The organism is Niallia sp. 03133 (genome assembly GCF_052663225.1).
Map to the genome: position 1 here is coordinate 371761 of NZ_JBQTCY010000004.1, position 15377 is coordinate 387137.

Annotated in this window: 14 protein-coding genes and 1 riboswitch; of the genes, 3 read left to right on the forward strand and 11 right to left on the reverse strand. The window is 36.0% G+C overall.

Features of this window, described 5'->3' with window-relative positions; all coding sequences use genetic code 11:
- Window positions 1–17: 17 nt before the first annotated feature.
- Together ACTYBU_RS08145 and ACTYBU_RS08150 are read right to left on the reverse strand one after the other, a co-directional pair.
- Window positions 18–539 (reverse strand): hypothetical protein, encoded by a 522-nt coding sequence (locus ACTYBU_RS08145; protein WP_445488721.1) that lies wholly within the window; start codon window positions 537–539, stop codon window positions 18–20.
- Between the two features lie 140 nt (window positions 540–679).
- Window positions 680–766: riboswitch (cyclic di-GMP riboswitch) on the reverse strand.
- 291 nt (window positions 767–1057) lie between these two features.
- Window positions 1058–2098: a 2,3-butanediol dehydrogenase gene (locus tag ACTYBU_RS08150; RefSeq protein ID WP_445488723.1), complete on the reverse strand. Its 1041-nt coding sequence runs from the start codon at window positions 2096–2098 to the stop codon at window positions 1058–1060.
- Between the two features lie 209 nt (window positions 2099–2307).
- Between ACTYBU_RS08150 and ACTYBU_RS08155 the strand changes: the two genes are divergently transcribed.
- Window positions 2308–3210: a LysR family transcriptional regulator gene (locus tag ACTYBU_RS08155; protein WP_445488725.1), complete on the forward strand. Its 903-nt coding sequence runs from the start codon at window positions 2308–2310 to the stop codon at window positions 3208–3210.
- Window positions 3211–4075: 865 nt separating this feature from the next.
- On the opposite strand, the gene psiE is transcribed toward ACTYBU_RS08155, so the two are convergent.
- Both psiE and ACTYBU_RS08165 read right to left on the reverse strand, forming a co-directional pair.
- The gene (gene psiE, locus ACTYBU_RS08160; RefSeq protein ID WP_445488727.1) at window positions 4076–4507 is read right to left on the reverse strand and encodes a phosphate-starvation-inducible protein PsiE; all 432 of its coding nucleotides are present in this window, start codon (window positions 4505–4507) and stop codon (window positions 4076–4078) included.
- 242 nt (window positions 4508–4749) lie between these two features.
- A complete protein-coding gene (locus tag ACTYBU_RS08165) occupies window positions 4750–5892 on the reverse strand; it encodes a TetR/AcrR family transcriptional regulator (RefSeq protein ID WP_445488729.1) in 1143 nt (380 codons plus the stop codon).
- Window positions 5893–6176: 284 nt separating this feature from the next.
- On the opposite strand from ACTYBU_RS08165, the gene dpsA reads away from it, so the two are divergent.
- On the forward strand, window positions 6177–7052 hold the full coding sequence (gene dpsA / locus ACTYBU_RS08170; RefSeq protein ID WP_445488730.1) for a dipicolinate synthase subunit DpsA: 876 nt from the start codon (window positions 6177–6179) through the stop codon (window positions 7050–7052).
- 73 nt (window positions 7053–7125) lie between these two features.
- On the opposite strand, the gene mgrA is transcribed toward dpsA, so the two are convergent.
- The 6 genes from mgrA to ACTYBU_RS08200 form a co-directional block, all read right to left on the reverse strand.
- Window positions 7126–8118 carry an L-glyceraldehyde 3-phosphate reductase gene (gene mgrA, locus ACTYBU_RS08175; RefSeq protein WP_445488732.1) on the reverse strand — a complete coding sequence of 331 codons (993 nt, stop codon included), beginning with the start codon at window positions 8116–8118 and terminating at the stop codon, window positions 7126–7128.
- A gap of 424 nt (window positions 8119–8542) precedes the next feature.
- Window positions 8543–9271: a ThuA domain-containing protein gene (locus ACTYBU_RS08180; RefSeq protein WP_445488733.1), complete on the reverse strand. Its 729-nt coding sequence runs from the start codon at window positions 9269–9271 to the stop codon at window positions 8543–8545.
- Window positions 9272–9364: 93 nt separating this feature from the next.
- On the reverse strand, window positions 9365–10444 hold the full coding sequence (locus tag ACTYBU_RS08185; protein ID WP_445488734.1) for a Gfo/Idh/MocA family protein: 1080 nt from the start codon (window positions 10442–10444) through the stop codon (window positions 9365–9367).
- Window positions 10445–10468: 24 nt separating this feature from the next.
- On the reverse strand, window positions 10469–11437 hold the full coding sequence (locus tag ACTYBU_RS08190; RefSeq protein WP_445488736.1) for a sugar phosphate isomerase/epimerase family protein: 969 nt from the start codon (window positions 11435–11437) through the stop codon (window positions 10469–10471).
- Window positions 11434–12480 (reverse strand): Gfo/Idh/MocA family protein, encoded by a 1047-nt coding sequence (locus ACTYBU_RS08195; protein WP_445488738.1) that lies wholly within the window; start codon window positions 12478–12480, stop codon window positions 11434–11436. Before ACTYBU_RS08195 ends, ACTYBU_RS08190 begins: the two co-directional genes overlap by 4 nt.
- A gap of 128 nt (window positions 12481–12608) precedes the next feature.
- Entirely contained in the window at window positions 12609–13367 is a 759-nt protein-coding gene (locus ACTYBU_RS08200) for a sugar phosphate isomerase/epimerase family protein (RefSeq protein WP_445488739.1), read from the reverse strand.
- 235 nt (window positions 13368–13602) lie between these two features.
- Between ACTYBU_RS08200 and ACTYBU_RS08205 the strand changes: the two genes are divergently transcribed.
- Window positions 13603–14376 (forward strand): AraC family transcriptional regulator, encoded by a 774-nt coding sequence (locus ACTYBU_RS08205; RefSeq protein WP_445488741.1) that lies wholly within the window; start codon window positions 13603–13605, stop codon window positions 14374–14376.
- A gap of 185 nt (window positions 14377–14561) precedes the next feature.
- Here ACTYBU_RS08205 and ACTYBU_RS08210 read toward each other — a convergent pair whose 3' ends face one another.
- Window positions 14562–15257: an MgtC/SapB family protein gene (locus tag ACTYBU_RS08210; RefSeq protein ID WP_445488743.1), complete on the reverse strand. Its 696-nt coding sequence runs from the start codon at window positions 15255–15257 to the stop codon at window positions 14562–14564.
- Window positions 15258–15377: the final 120 nt, after the last annotated feature.

Sequence of the window (15377 nt, forward strand, 5' to 3'; positions counted from 1 at the left end):
CCATTTTTGATTTATAATTATAATGCACGTTCAAATAGATCAACTAATGATTGGTTTTGCTGAAAGATTCCTTTTTTTATCGTTTTGCTTAGCGGAAAACTTTTTTTTGAAGTCTGATGAAAAAATTCCTGAATCAATTGCATCCGTACAACTACTCCTTTTAAGCAGCACAGTTCACTCATTCGAGAAGCAATAAGATTTATTAGTTTTTCTAGATTATCTATGTGTATGGGAATATATTCGAGTATCCGTGCAATTTGGCAAATATCCTTTATTTGTTCATTTTTCAGAAATCCGACCGATAAATTCCAATATTTAATAGAGCTTGCACTTGAAATAGAATAAAAGGGTATATTTTTGATCATTTTAATTCCCTTATATTCCATATAAACAGACTGTTTTGTTTTTCCTATAAAGGGGCTAGCTATTTCATTAAACATTTTCCGATAAATGACAGTAGCACTCTTATTCATATTATTTAACATTTCATAATCTGTTTTTTTGATTTTTTGTACCCTTTTTATTTTACTTGCGTTCATTTTCATCATTCTCCTCTTTTGAATTAAAACCGGTTTCATCAGGTAAAAAAAGGACACCCTCCAATAAAGATTGGAGGGTGTTACTTCGAATAGCATGTAGAAGATTTATTTTCTTCTAGCACCACACAAAATCCAACCTTTTCGGTAGCCCGGCTGCCTTGGAAAATGTTTTCTGTAGGCCCGTAGCTTTGCGTCCTTGCCTTTCAACAAGTTTGCCATTATCGAAGATCCTTGTTTTCTATAAATTGTTTTTTTGTCGAAATATACTTAATATTGTAAAAATCTTGCTTAAAATATATGACTTTATTCCTATTGTGTCAAATTATGTTCAGACCCTAAATTTAGCTTTTTCAAGACAACTTTTCATCTATTCAGTTCAGTGTTTTAACCATTCGCAACCATAAACGACAAATAATATATATTAAAAATACATCTTTATTCAAAAAAAAAGAAAAACCTCGTTTTTATCGAGATTTTTCTTATATTCTTTCACGATACACATTAATTACCTTAAATTTTTATTCTGCACTAACTAATATTTTCACTTGATTTTTTTCCGTGATGAGTGATTCGAAGCCTTCTTCTACTACATTATCTAACTTGATTTTTTTTGTTACTAGTTTATCTGCAGAGAAATAGCCTTTTCTCATCAAATTAAGAACAGATGGAAAAACATTACGATATCCAATAATTCCTTTTACTGTTTTTTCTTTGATAACTAGCTCATTCGGAAGGATTTCGGCACCTTTTTCCCAAATGCTTACGATGATCGTTTCACCAGAAATACAGGTCGATTGAATAGCTTGTTTTAGGACTACCGGCACCCCTGTTACTTCAAATGATACATCCACTCCGCCGTTTGTACGACTTGCTAATTCTGCTACGACATCTTTATATTCTGCAGGACTTACGACAATCGCTCCAAGCTCTTTTGCTTTCGCTTGCCGTTCAGGAGAAATTTCAATCGCATAAATATCAGTAGCACCTGCTGCTTTTAATGCTTCAATTACAAGTAGCCCGATTGGCCCGCAACCAAACACTGCCGCAGTATCTCCTGCTTGAATTTTACTTGAACGAACTGCGTACAAAGCTACAGCCGATGGTTCTACTAAAGCGCCTTGCTCATAAGACAGCTCGTCAGGCAATTTGAATACCAGTTCCTCATCTACGGAAACATATTCTGAAAAACCACCCCCGCCGCCAGCAAGCCCTAAAAAGCCCATGTTTTCATCTAAATTATATGCTCCTTGGTGTCCATGTGTTGCAAAAATCGGTTCTACCACTACCCGATCTCCAACTTTATAATTGGAGACACCTTCACCAACTTCCACCACTTCACCAGAGAATTCATGACCTAATGTTACTGGTGCAACTTCATTTGTCAGCGGATGCGGCTGATCAACCGGAATGAAGATAGGTCCTCCTAAGTATTCATGTAAATCACTTCCGCAAATTCCACACCATTTTACTTTTAATTTCACTTTTCCTGGTGATGCTTGTGGTTCTTCTATTTCTTCTAAGCGTATATCTTTTTGGTTATGCCATCTTAATGCCTTCACGTTCTTACATCCCCTTTGCTGTCCAAAACATCGTTAAAGCGTTTACATTAACTATTTAATGAAACAATAATTTTTTTATTCATCACTTAAAGGCCTTTAAGTCTTTCCAACTTTAGGAAACACTATTATTATAGTATATATATTGATTAGGGTAAATTTAATAATATTTAACTTTAGTTAAGGAATAATGAACTAAGAGGAATGGTTTAATGAATATCGAACAATTATATTATATCGTAGAAGCAGCAGAAACTGGCTCCTTAAAGGCAGCTGCTCAAAAACAAAACATCACACTCCCGGCATTAAGCCAAGCCATAACGAAATTAGAAAAGGAACTAAATATTGAATTATTTCATCGATCAAGAAATGGCTCCTATCCTACAGAAGAAGGCCAGCGCCTCATCGATATCGCAGCGCAGGTTTTAGTAAAGCTACAAGAGTTTAAAGATGAAGCAGAAAATTATACAAATACACTAAAAGGAGAAATTAAGATTGCTACGTTCCCAGGACCAATGGAAGTACTTGTAGAACTAATTACTGCTTTTAGACAAGAATATCCTTTTATACGAGCATCCATTGAAGAAAACAATTCACAAACGATTCTGGAGAAGGTTTATCAGCATGAAGTCGATATCGGATTGCTTATCTACACAGACAATGACATAAAAAAAAATAAGCATCTTGTTTTTAATAAACTTATAGATGGCCATATGATTGTTGCTGTCAATAAAAACTCAGCACTCGCGAAAGAAGAGATCATCACCGAAGTGCAGTTGGAAAATCAACCTATTATTTTATATAATGATCATTGCATTATCAACTTTATTAAAGATTTTGATTTTCTTGCCAATAATATGGAGATTTTGTTTACTACCAATAATGTCGAAACCATCCGATATGCATTAGAAAAAAATACAGCCATTAATATTGGCTTTGATTATTCATTTGAAACGGTGACAGGACTTTCCAACAACGATGAATATGTAACCATTAATTTTGCAGAGCCATTATACAAAACCTATTATTTTGGCTATGTTTATCCGAAAAACAAGGCACTATCAAGAATTTCAAAAGAGTTTATAAACAGGTTGAATAAAGCTTTGACGGAATAAATGCAGAAATAGGTTCCATTTTCTTATTTTTTTGGATCTGTAAAACCACCATGTTAATATTCAAGATAATCCACACAACAGTAGCAGACGAACTGTCAAGCCTTCCTCATCGGTTTTGCTGTGACCACTGAAAAAGTATTCTATTCAATAAATGATAGAAAAAATAGTTGAATATATTCATATAAAAATGCTGAAAGGCGTTTAAAGACACATATCTATTGGTTTGGAAAGGCGTCTGCGAGAATTGCAAGACAGGCGAAACCCTGCAGGAGTATGACGACGACGAAGCGGGCACGGCGCTCGCACCGTGTGAAGCGAAGTGTATTCAGACTGCGGTCTTTATTTTTCAGAGTAGTCACTTATGCAAATAAAGATTCGCACCACGGCACATGAAAAGAAGCAGTATCCCTATTTTTTAGCGCAGAGCAGCCGGCATACACGAAGACTCCTATGGGATTAGCGGGACAGCCGAGACCCCGCAGCAGGAGCGAAAGCTCCGAGGAGGCTCGACGCCCGCCCCATGGAAAGCGAAGTGTATGCCGGCTGCGGACTACTCACAAGAACACCACACTTTTCAGGGTAGCCATTTTGTTAAAAAGTGAAATGATTGACCTTCCATTTAGTCAGCCCCTACTCCTCTGTTCCTACTCTAGGCTTTTTTATCAACCTTCAGACGCATATTCTTGATAGATCCTTTCTTTTCCGGGAGAGCAAGTAGTTTTTTTCGTATAATATGTTCCTAGCAATCCCCATCAAAAAGGGACCGTCTCATCAAAAACAACAGGATGGGTTGTCCCTTTTTATTATAAGTAAAATATATCGATACAAAGTGTAGACAAAGTATCATTCGCCAAGCTTCAGCCTGTTATAATTTTTCTTTTTTTGATCTGGATGAGATGATATAGTAGCTTATCACTAATACAAGGATTGCACATGAATATAAAAGTGTATTCACTGGGTTGTCATGATACACGATGATTAATCGCACCATAGCTGTTATCCCAATATAAAGAAAGTACCGCAATGGAAAGTGATAATTTTCTTGAAAATATTTTACTATTAAAGCAATAAACTCAAAGTATAAAAAGAATACTAATATTCGTTCCATCAATACTTCATAATTAGCATGTTCCTGCAGAAAAATCGAGGAATGAATAAAATAAACCATTTCTTTACTCATTAATATGCTTAATGTAATAGCAAGAAGCACTAATGAGATATTTAGAATTAATTGAAGTATAAATGACAGTTTAATAGGTTTTTTAGGTGGTTTTTTTTCCGCTTTTCTTGACTCCACATTATGCCTCCACAAAGATATTTTACTTTATATTATTATTTTACATATAAATCAGAGTGTAGACAAAGTTTTACTCGCACAAACTTCATGCTACTCGAAAATGTACCCGATTAAAGAGAACAACAAAGAAAGAGAATGTTCGTCGAAAGCCTGCTTTATATGGTTATTTTACATATAAATGGCCTTTCCTTCTAGAAAAATATCCTGGAAGTTTATATTATTCCTTGTTAAATCTATCTATTTCAAAGATCCTTCTGAAAATTCAACTCTATCCATTGTCTCAACTGTTGTGCCATCAGGTTAGGCGTCTGTTCTATTTGATGATGTACAAAATACAGAATCAGAGCTATTAATACTCCAGCTATATAATACGAATACAATCTTGTATCTCCTTTCTCCTCAAAGCTGTCTTGTGTGTAAAAACCGCTAAATTGATAAAACATTTCCGTTAATAGATTAGGCACGCCATAATCCTTATCCATAAAATAAAAAATCGTTTTATGGTCAGATAAATACAGGAACAATTGATTAATAACCCATTCCATTTGTTTTATTGTAAGAGTTTCCCCCTTATTCTCAACAACACAATATTTTAACAATTCTGTGCACTCTTTTTCAATAATAGCCTTAAACAACTCTTCTTTACTAGCATAATAATTATAAAAAGATGCTCTTCGCACATTGCTTTTTTTGGTAATATCAGAGATTGTGATCGACATATAACTTTCTTTTTCCATCATTAGTTCAATAAACGCATTTTGTATTGCTTCTTCTAAATGAATTCTGCAGGGGTTCGTGCATTTTTTCTTCCTAATGTCCGTTTCCTTAAACCAGTAGATCGATTTATCACATCTATATTTGTGAAACATTTCACAAATATAGTCAGAAGAAAATCGGCATTCGTCTTTTAACCAATACAAACTTATCGCGTAATAATAAAGAGCCTGATAATATGCCGAGAAATCACCTTTCTTCGAAGGATAATCTACCTTTTCTTTTTGACACGATTGTAGAAAAAATTGATAAAAATCAACATATGGTTCTACGTCTCTATCCATCAATGTCTGAAAAAAAAGATGATTTTTTGTGACAAAATGCAGTACAGAATTCATTTCTTTATTTAATTGTTCTACTCCTGCCCCTTTCTTTTCCTGATATGTGCTCGCAACAGTTTGTTTTAATTCTATTTTCATTTCTTCTACAATATTGTTAAAAAGAGCGTATTTATCCTTATAGTATTGAAACATTATACTGCGGCTTACATGTGCTTGTTCTGTAATTTCTTTTGTTTTTATATAACGTATATCTTTTTTTACAAGCAAAGACATCATCGTATTTTTTAAATTAGCAATTGCTTCTGCATTATTTTCTTTTGTACATGACATAGAAATTCCCCCTAGGAAAAGTTAGCCTGTTTTTTACGAATTAGTTTTTGTCCTTATTTGTTAGGCGGCTGTACCAGTATTTAACCCTATTAAAGCGAAACAGACATATACAGATTTCATTATCTCTCTTCTGTTATACTACAAATCACCCTCATAAACATTGACGATTTTGTGAAAATAGAAATTTTTGTAAATATGAAGATGTTACAAGAATATAAAACACTTTGATCAAAACTTTAGTAGGTATCCTTTATAATAAAGAAAATGCAGCAAGGAGGAAGTTTATGCTAAAGGAAAAAAGTATTTTAATCATGGGAGGAGACTTCCGACAAGTAGAAGTAATAAAAAAATTAGCCGAAATGCAAGCAGCCGTTTATTTAGTTGGTTTTGAAGAATGGAAGTTTAAAAAAGAAAATGTTTTTTATCTAAATCTTTTGCAAACAGATTTTCGTATATTTGATGCGATTCTTTTGCCCGTTCCAGGGGTTAATGAAAAAGGAAAAATTGAATCTAGTTTTTGTTCAACGGATCTTTTTTTGGAAAAAGAAATGGTGGAACAAACAAAAAAAGATTGTATCCTTTATACGGGGATTATTACTCCTTTTCTGGATCGTCTGCAAAAAGAAACAAATAGAAAACTAGTTGCTTTGTTTAATAGAGATGATGTGGCTATATTTAATTCCATCCCTACTGCAGAAGGAGCTTTAATGCTTGCCATACAGCATACTTCCTTTACCATACATAATGCAAATGTAATGATATTAGGTTTTGGCAGAGTCGGCATAACAGCAGCAAGACTGTTTTCTTCAGTTGGAGCAAAGGTTCATGTATGCATTCGAAATCCTGCAGATGCTGCTCGTGTGATCGAAATGGGTTTGATTCCAGTGTTTGTACAAAATCTTTCCACTGCAGCTCGAGAAATAAATATTTTCCTAAACACGATTCCTTTTTGTATTTTAGATGCTTCCATTATCTCCAGCATGTCAAAAGACGCCCTTATTATTGACCTAGCTTCTAAGCCAGGGGGAACGGACTTTGCTTTTGCCAAAGAAAAAGGAATCAAGACGATATGGGCATTAGGCTTGCCTGCGAAAGTTGCACCAAAAACAGCTGGAGAGATTATTGGGAATGTTTTGTCTGAATTAATGAAAGAAGCATAATCTTTAGATAGTGCAGAAATTAAATAGAGGAACGAACCTATTCACTCATTGATTCGTTCCTCTTACTTAACTATTAAGATTTTAAAATATCTTCTATTCTTGCAAGCTCCTCTTTACTAAAATCAAGATTTTGTAAAGCTGCTACATTATCTTCAATTTGGCTGACTTTGCTTGCTCCTATTAAAGCAGATGTGACTTTTCCACCGCGAAGCACCCACGCAAGGGACATCTGTGCAAGGCTCTGACCTCGCTCACCTGCAATTTCATTCAGTTTTTTTACACGATGTATGATTTCTTCTGTGACTTGATTTTCTCCTAAAAACCCTGTTGGTTTTGCTGCTCGCGAATCCCTTGGCACTCCTGACAAATATTTATTTGTTAATAAACCTTGTGCCAACGGGCAGAAAGCGATAGAACCAACGCCATTTTTCTCTAAAACATCCTGCAGTCCATCTTCAATCCATCTGTTAAACATGGAATAGCTGGGCTGATGGAGAAGAAGGGGAGTTCCTAATTCATTTAAGATTTTTACTGCTTCTCTCGTTTGTTCCGCACTATAGCTGGAGATGCCTACATACAATGCTTTTCCTTGACGCACTATCTGATCAAGCGCCCCCATTGTTTCTTCCAATGGAGTATCAGGATCAGGACGGTGAGAATAAAAAATATCAACATAATCAAGTCCCATTCTTTTTAAGCTTTGATCAAGGCTTGCAATCAAATTCTTTTTAGAGCCCCATTCTCCATATGGGCCTGGCCACATATAAAACCCTGCTTTAGAGGAGATGATCATTTCATCTCGATAAGGAGCAAAATCTGTTTTCAACATTTTCCCAAACATTTCTTCTGCAGAGCCTGCAGGGGGACCATAATTATTGGCAAGATCAAAATGTGTAATACCTAAATCAAATGCTCTTCTAAGCAGGGCTCGACCATTTTCATATGTGTCTACTCCGCCAAAATTATGCCAAAGTCCTAATGAAATTGCCGGAAGTAATAAACCAGAACGCCCAGTCCGATTATATTTCATCGATTCATATCGATTTCCAACTGCTTGATATACCATTAGACCCTCTCCTTATTTGCAGCATATTGACGTTAATTATCAAACGCTTTCATATCTTTTTCTACCATACTATGCATCTTGCATTTTCACTAGTAATAGACACTTATTATTACGTAATTATTTTTACTTTTTTTACTAAATATTTATTTAGAAATTAGTAAATGTTTATCTCTATATATGGAAATACATAGAACCAGCAAGCAGATAAAAATCCCCTTGCATAATACCAAATAGCATTTTGCAAGAGGATTTACTTTAAACAATTACTTTTTATCCCACGCTTTACGGGCTGTAAGACCCCCACCTCGGGGATGCCGAGAAATCAAGGAAGCTAGGTGGGGATAACAGCCCGTAAAGGTCCGATAAGTGCAACTAACCATCAGTGGGGGATGAGGAAAACCCCCACTGATGGAAGTTTACTTTATTATACTTCCACTTGTTTTGCAGATATTTTTTCAAGCGGTTGTGCATTTCCATAAACTGGACGTTTCCGTTTAACTGGCTTCGCCCACTCTACTGCATTTGCAATAACCTTTTGAATGTCTGCATGATGGTAGGTTGGATATGTTTCATGTCCCGGACGGAAATAAAATACTTTTCCGTTTCCTCTTGCGTATGTGCAGCCGCTTCGGAACACTTCTCCACCCTCAAACCAGCTTGTGAAAATCAACTCTTCTGGGGCAGGAATATCAAAATGTTCTCCATACATTTCTTCTTTTTCCAATTCAATATATTCACCAATTCCATCTACAATAGGATGGTTGGGTGCTACTACCCATAGGCGCTCTGTATCATCTGCTTCCCGCCATTTTAAATCGCAGCTTGTTCCCATTAATGCTTTAAAAACTTTCGAAAAGTGACCAGAATGAAGGACAATTAATCCCATTCCATCCAATACTCGCTGCTTCACTTTTTCCACAATTTCATCCTCTACTTCATGATGAGCCAAATGCCCCCACCAGATTAATACATCTGTCTTATTTAATACTTCATCTGTTAAACCATGTTCTGGTTCATCTAATGTAGCGGTATTTGTTTCATATCCTGCCTCTTGTAAAAAGCCAGCAATTGCTCCATGTATTCCATTTGGGTATATTTCTGCAACAAGTGGATTCTTTTTTTCATGACGATTTTCATTCCAGATTGTTATCATTTCAGCTTCTCTCCTCTAGTAATACATTTTCTTAGCAAGTGGTGTTCTAATACTCCGCCGTTTTTATTTATTGGATTACATGTACAATTTGCATTATTCAGCAATAGCAATTAACGAATCAAAATTTTTGATTACTTCGTTTCTTTCTGCAGAAACAAAAATTGTTTCGATTAATCGCAATACACGTAAAACTTCTTCATTTTTTACAATTGGCACTGCCTTTCCTTCTACGACAGAAACAACATTGCTGTAAAAGCTCTCCATCGTTGCATCAAAACTAGGCAATGGGGAAATGCTGATCGCTGTTTCAGAAGGCGGCGCCATTGTTTTAGTCAACCCTTTTCCAGCTTGAATTGGTTTTGGTGCTTCTATCTCGACACCAAAATTTTGGGTAATGATTTTACCATTCAAGTTCCAATCATTTATGATCGCTGTTCCTGTTGTCCCTTTTACATACCATCTAGGAAGCTGGATAAAGTTTGTTGTGCCAACTTCAATTAATGCTGTAATACCGTTCTCAAATGTGATAATCGATTGGAACCCATCATCCACTTCATCCCCTAATACAAAGCTCAAATTAGAATAGACACTACTGATTTTGCTGTCAACCATAAACAGCAGTTGGTCTAATAAGTGAACACCCCAGTCAAGGAGCATCCCTCCGCCCTGTGCTTTAAGATGGCGCCAGTCCCCCGGAATACCATTTGCACCTTGCACTCTTGATTCAAAATGAAAGGCATTTCCAATAATATTGTCATCATATATTTTCTTAACAGTAAGAAAATCTTCGTCCCATCTGCGGTTTTGATGCACAATAAATTGGCGATTATTTGCATCTGCCACATACATGATTTCTTTTAAATCATTGCTTTTTATTGTTACTGGTTTTTCACAGATAACATGTTTTTTTGCTTGCAATGCCGCGATAGCTATATCTTTATGAACATCATTTGGTGTAGCAATAAGAACAAAGTCTACTGTCGCATCTGACAGAACATCTGCAAGACTGTCATATGCTTTATATCCATCAGCTAAGGAAGCTACTCTTTTCTCTTCTTGGATGTCAAATGTTCCAATAACGTTAATATTTTGAACATCTTTTAGTAATTTAGCGTGATAGCTTCCCATGCCGCCATATCCGACAATTACTAATTGATAGATTTTGCTTGTCATTTGATCTCCTCCTAATTTCTTGCCTTATGCCCACCACATTTCGGTATTAGGTTCACGGATTAAGACATCATCTAAGTTTTTCACTGCTCGTTTAAACCCTTCCTCTGTTGACATTAGGGCATCTTCATGTTCAATGCTTACAACATAGTCATAGTTATATAAACGAAGGGCGCTCATCATATCCGACCATTCTTGCATGCTGTGTCCACATCCTACGCTGCGGAACGTCCAAGCACGTGTCTGCAATATGCCGTATGGCTGCATATCAGTCAACCCATACATATTCACATTATCCTGGTCGATATAAGTGTCTTTCGCATGGAAATGATGGATAGCGCCAGCTTCCCCAAGAATTTTAATGGCTGCAACTGGATCAATCCCTTGCCACCACATATGGCTTGGATCTAAGTTTGCTCCAATTGCATCACATGTCGCCTCGCGAAGCTTCAGCATCGTATATGGTGTATGCACAAGGAATCCTCCATGAAGCTCTAACCCAATTTTCACTTGGTGCTGCTCTGCCAGCTCGCCGATTTCTTTCCAATATGGAATTAATTTATTTTCCCATTGCCAGTTTAAAATATCGCTGTATTCTGTAGGCCAAGCTACTACTGGCCAATTTGGCTGCTTTGCTTCTTCACTGTCGCCAGCTGTTCCGGAAAACGCGTTTACTACCGGCACCCCAAGCAGTGATGCTAGTTTAATCGTTTTTCGCAAAGTAGCATCCGATTCTTCTGCGAATGTTTTGTCCGGTGAGATTGGATTGCCGTGGCAGCTAAAGGCACTGATGGTTAAACCGCGTGATGTAACGGCATCTAAGTAGTCCTTGCGTTTCTGCTCATCCTCTAATAGTTCATCAAGGGGGCAATGTGCATTGCCAGGATATCCGCCGGTGCCAATCTCTACAGCGTCTAGGCCTGCAGCTTTTACATGGTCCAGCATTTCTTCAAAAGGTTTGCTCCCAAATAATACAGTAAATACACCTAATCTCATTGCACTCGCACCTCCTGCTTTAAGGATACAATTTGTTTTGTTTCATGGGATTGGATAGCGCCTAAAATAACTTGCAGTGATTTCATTCCTTCTTCGCCTGTAATCAATGGTTGTTTATTATCTAAAATGCTTTCGACAAAGTGATTAATCACATGAGAAGTAGTTTGACCAGCCTCTTCATTTGTTTGAATTTTATCAAGCTGATGTTTGATCACTTCTCCATTGCGATATTCTTCTATTAAAGAATATTGGGGATCATCTTCTAATCGAAGCGTACCGTTTTCTCCATAAATAATAGTTGAATTATCACCAGCCCCAGCAACATATGCCCAGCTTGCAGCCAATGTTCCAATAACTCCGCTTTCTGTGCGTAAAATACAAACTGCATTATCATCTACATCGGAGTTTTCTTTTGCATTGGATTCAATGAATGCACCTACTTCTGAAAACTCGCCTAATAGATAGCGCATTAAATCTGCTTTATGAACACCTAAATCCCCCATAGCACCGATAAATGCTTTTTCTTTCTTAAAGAACCAGCTCGCTTTGCCGTCTGCACTCCAGCCTTCTGGACCACCATGGCCAAAAGTTGTTTTGAAGCTGTATACTTTGCCAAGCTTGCCGCTTTCGATGATTGCTTTTGCTTTTTGATGGGAGGAAACAAATCGTTGGTTATGACCAATCATTAATAATTTTCCATTTGTTTTTGCTGCTTCTATCATTGCTTCTGCTTCTTCTTTTGATGTCGCCATTGGCTTTTCACAAAGAACATGTTTGCCAGCGTTTAATCCATCAATAGAGACAGGTGCATGAAGGTAGTTCGGCAGACAAACACTGATTGCATCGATTTCTCCCAAAGCCAAAACTTCTTTATAATCAGTAAAAGCTTTTGCACCATATTTCGCCGCCATTTCTTCCGCGCGTTCGGAAACAATATCGCAAACAGCAACAATTTCCACATTTTTATTTGTATTATATTCAGGTATATGACGATATTTTGCAATGCTTCCACAACCTATTACTGCGATTTTTAATGTACTCATTTTATTTCCTCCTAAAATTTTATTGGAACAAAGTTCCTTTCTATAAGCATCTCATCAAAAGTAAGCGCTTAATTTTTTAATATTGATGAATATTTATTAATATATATCCTAAAATAATTGCTGCTTTATTAAATTTTCAGCTTCTTCTTAAGATAATTCATGCTTATTTCGATGCTTTCAAATGGAGTTCGGCGACTTTCATCTTGTTCCACAATCCACCATTGAACATCTGCATCCTCTCCAGCGTTTACTATTGCTTCAATATCTACTCCGCCTGTTCCAAGCTCCGCAAAAAATTGTTCTTCATCTGTAGTCATATCCTTCAAATGAACAAGTGGTGTTCTTTTTTGATAGCGGTTTAGCCAAGCTACCGGATTTTCGCCTGCTTTCGCCAGCCAATATACATCTAATTCTGCTTGTACATTGCTTTCATTCGTACTGTCAAAAATGGTTTCCAGTGCCTTTCTTCCATCAGAAAGGGCAGTCAGTTCAAAATCATGATTGTGATAACAAAGTGTAATCCCTTCCTTCTTACACTGTTCACCAGCAATATTTAAAAAGGAGATAAGCTCTTTGTAATCTTTCTCCTGTTGGTGTTCTGGCAGAAGATATGGACATACAACATACCTGCTGCCTAGGATGTGCTGATCTTCTATTACTTGAGGCAGCTTGCTTTGCAACTCGTCAAGTGGTACATGGCTTGCAGCAGCTTGAAGACCCAAATCCTTTAGTAAAACGCTTACTTTTTTTGATGTACTCCCGCCATAGCCAGCAAGTTCTACTCCATCGAAACCAATATCCGCTACTTTTGTTAAAGTCCCAGCAAAATCCTGTTCACATTCCTTGCGTAAAGAATACATTTGCACAGCTATAGGAATTTTTTTCATATGGTTTCCTCCTATCTAAAGACTTGATATGATTTCATCCTTATGAAAACAATGAAAAAATTATGTAATGTTTTGGCAGAATAGACGACAAATATGCCGTAAAATGCTTATCTCATTCCCTGCAAAAACATATAACTTATCTGATTACATCTTATAATAATCTCATTAAGTTGAACATAAATGATATAATTAAAAACATATACTATTTTGCTATTTCCTTAAAGGAGAATTTTTTGTGGAAAACATTATTAAATATTGTGGTTATTCTTATCACATAACACCATACTTTGATCAATATAAAACAGGCTTTCCTAATTTTCTTTTCCGCCTTCAAACAGAGGGATCTTCTGAAGTAATAGTAAATGGAGTCAAAAAGGAAATAAAAAAAGGGGATCTTATTTTGGTGAAGCCCGGAGACTTCTATGATATTCGAATTGAAGGAGATCAAAAAAGTGGTGACTATCACTTGTTATGTGATGGAGATTGGATTAAAGAATGGTGGAATCGTTCATCCAAACCAACCTTTTCTAAAATTAATTTAGATAAAAATTTATTGGATCTTTGGAACCACATTATTATGGAAGAAAGACGGCTAGCCTTCGATAAAAACAAAGAACTTTCCAGCTACTTGCTGCAAGCACTTTGTTTATCTTTGGAGCGTGCTATAACCGAAACATCTCCTGCCTTTAACCGCCCTTTTACTGTTACCCAAATGATGCGATACATAGAAGAAAATGCCATGAATGGATTAGTAATAGAAGATGTTGCAAAACATGTTGGCCTCAGTGTGTCTCGGTCTGTCCATTTGTTTAAAAGCAATTTCGGTAAAACGATGATAGAATATGCTCAGGAAATCCGTCTCTCGGCTGCCATCAATCAGATGAAGTACACAACATTGACGCTGGAACAAATCGCAGAAAACTGCGGCTTTGGTGTTTATCCTTATTTTCATAAAGTTTTTAAGAAAAAGTATGGTGTTTCACCTGGGGTTTATCGGAAGATGGAATAGAGGTTTTTGGAAAAATGGCTATATACAATTATACTATTTCTATGAAATAATTTCTTTAGCCTTCTTTATTATTAGCTTTTATTCAAAGCCACGGGTTAGTATTATTTAAACATCCATGGCTTTATCTTTTTTATAACGTGAGAAACAAACAAATACCATGCTAAAAGATAATTTAAGTAATGATATTAGTGCAAATTCTCAATTTCTATTTGTCGAATCCCTTTTATTGCAGAAACATTATAATAAACATCAGTCGTTTTTCTTCTATAATCCACTATAACTCTTAAATAAATGAGATGTTCTCCTCCTTCTAAGTCTTTAATTCTAATATTCTTGATTGAAATTTTTTGATCTTGTATAAATGAAATGATATATTTTATATTTTCTTTTTTGGCAACTCGCAGCTTTAATGTAATTTCTTTTTCACGTAATTGTTTTGGGCCAATTAAGCTCATAAGGAAAGGAATGAACTTTACACTAATTATTAATAAAGTTACTCCGATAATGGATTCTAAATAATATCCAGCACCAACTGCAATGCCTATACCTGCTGCTCCCCAAATAAGAGCAGCAGTAGTTAAGCCGGAAATACTGTCATTCCCTCTCCTTAATATAACCCCCGCACCTAAAAAGCCTATTCCTGAAACGATTTGTGCAGCTAAACGTAACGGATCCATAGTAATATTAATTTTTTCGTTTTTAGGAAACATATAAGCTGACTCAATCGAGACTACGGTTAAAAGACAGCTTACAATACAAATGACAAGACTTGTTTTTAACCCAACAGGTTTTCTTTTTAATTCGCGCTCTAATCCGATAATCATCCCTAACACTGCTGATAATCCAAGCTTTATTAACATGTCTATTTCTAGATTACTCATTGCCCCTCCCTTCTGATACATTGATATTCAAGAAAAAATCAATAAATCATCTAGAAAACAAGAACACTCAAAGTTGTAAAACACTTATATTTTGAATTTCGATTCATTTAACCTTTTTCT

Coding starts and splice junctions, on each gene's coding strand:
- ACTYBU_RS08165 (WP_445488729.1), bottom strand. CDS start 5,892: ATGTCATGTACAAAAGAAAATAATGCAGAAGCAATTGCTAATTTAAAA.
- mgrA (WP_445488732.1), bottom strand. CDS start 8,118: ATGGTATATCAAGCAGTTGGAAATCGATATGAATCGATGAAATATAAT.
- ACTYBU_RS08200 (WP_445488739.1), bottom strand. CDS start 13,367: ATGAAAAAAATTCCTATAGCTGTGCAAATGTATTCTTTACGCAAGGAA.
- ACTYBU_RS08155 (WP_445488725.1), top strand. CDS start 2,308: ATGAATATCGAACAATTATATTATATCGTAGAAGCAGCAGAAACTGGC.
- dpsA (WP_445488730.1), top strand. CDS start 6,177: ATGCTAAAGGAAAAAAGTATTTTAATCATGGGAGGAGACTTCCGACAA.
- ACTYBU_RS08190 (WP_445488736.1), bottom strand. CDS start 11,437: ATGAGATTAGGTGTATTTACTGTATTATTTGGGAGCAAACCTTTTGAA.
- ACTYBU_RS08210 (WP_445488743.1), bottom strand. CDS start 15,257: ATGAGTAATCTAGAAATAGACATGTTAATAAAGCTTGGATTATCAGCA.
- ACTYBU_RS08195 (WP_445488738.1), bottom strand. CDS start 12,480: ATGAGTACATTAAAAATCGCAGTAATAGGTTGTGGAAGCATTGCAAAA.
- ACTYBU_RS08145 (WP_445488721.1), bottom strand. CDS start 539: ATGAACGCAAGTAAAATAAAAAGGGTACAAAAAATCAAAAAAACAGAT.
- ACTYBU_RS08180 (WP_445488733.1), bottom strand. CDS start 9,271: ATGATAACAATCTGGAATGAAAATCGTCATGAAAAAAAGAATCCACTT.
- ACTYBU_RS08185 (WP_445488734.1), bottom strand. CDS start 10,444: ATGACAAGCAAAATCTATCAATTAGTAATTGTCGGATATGGCGGCATG.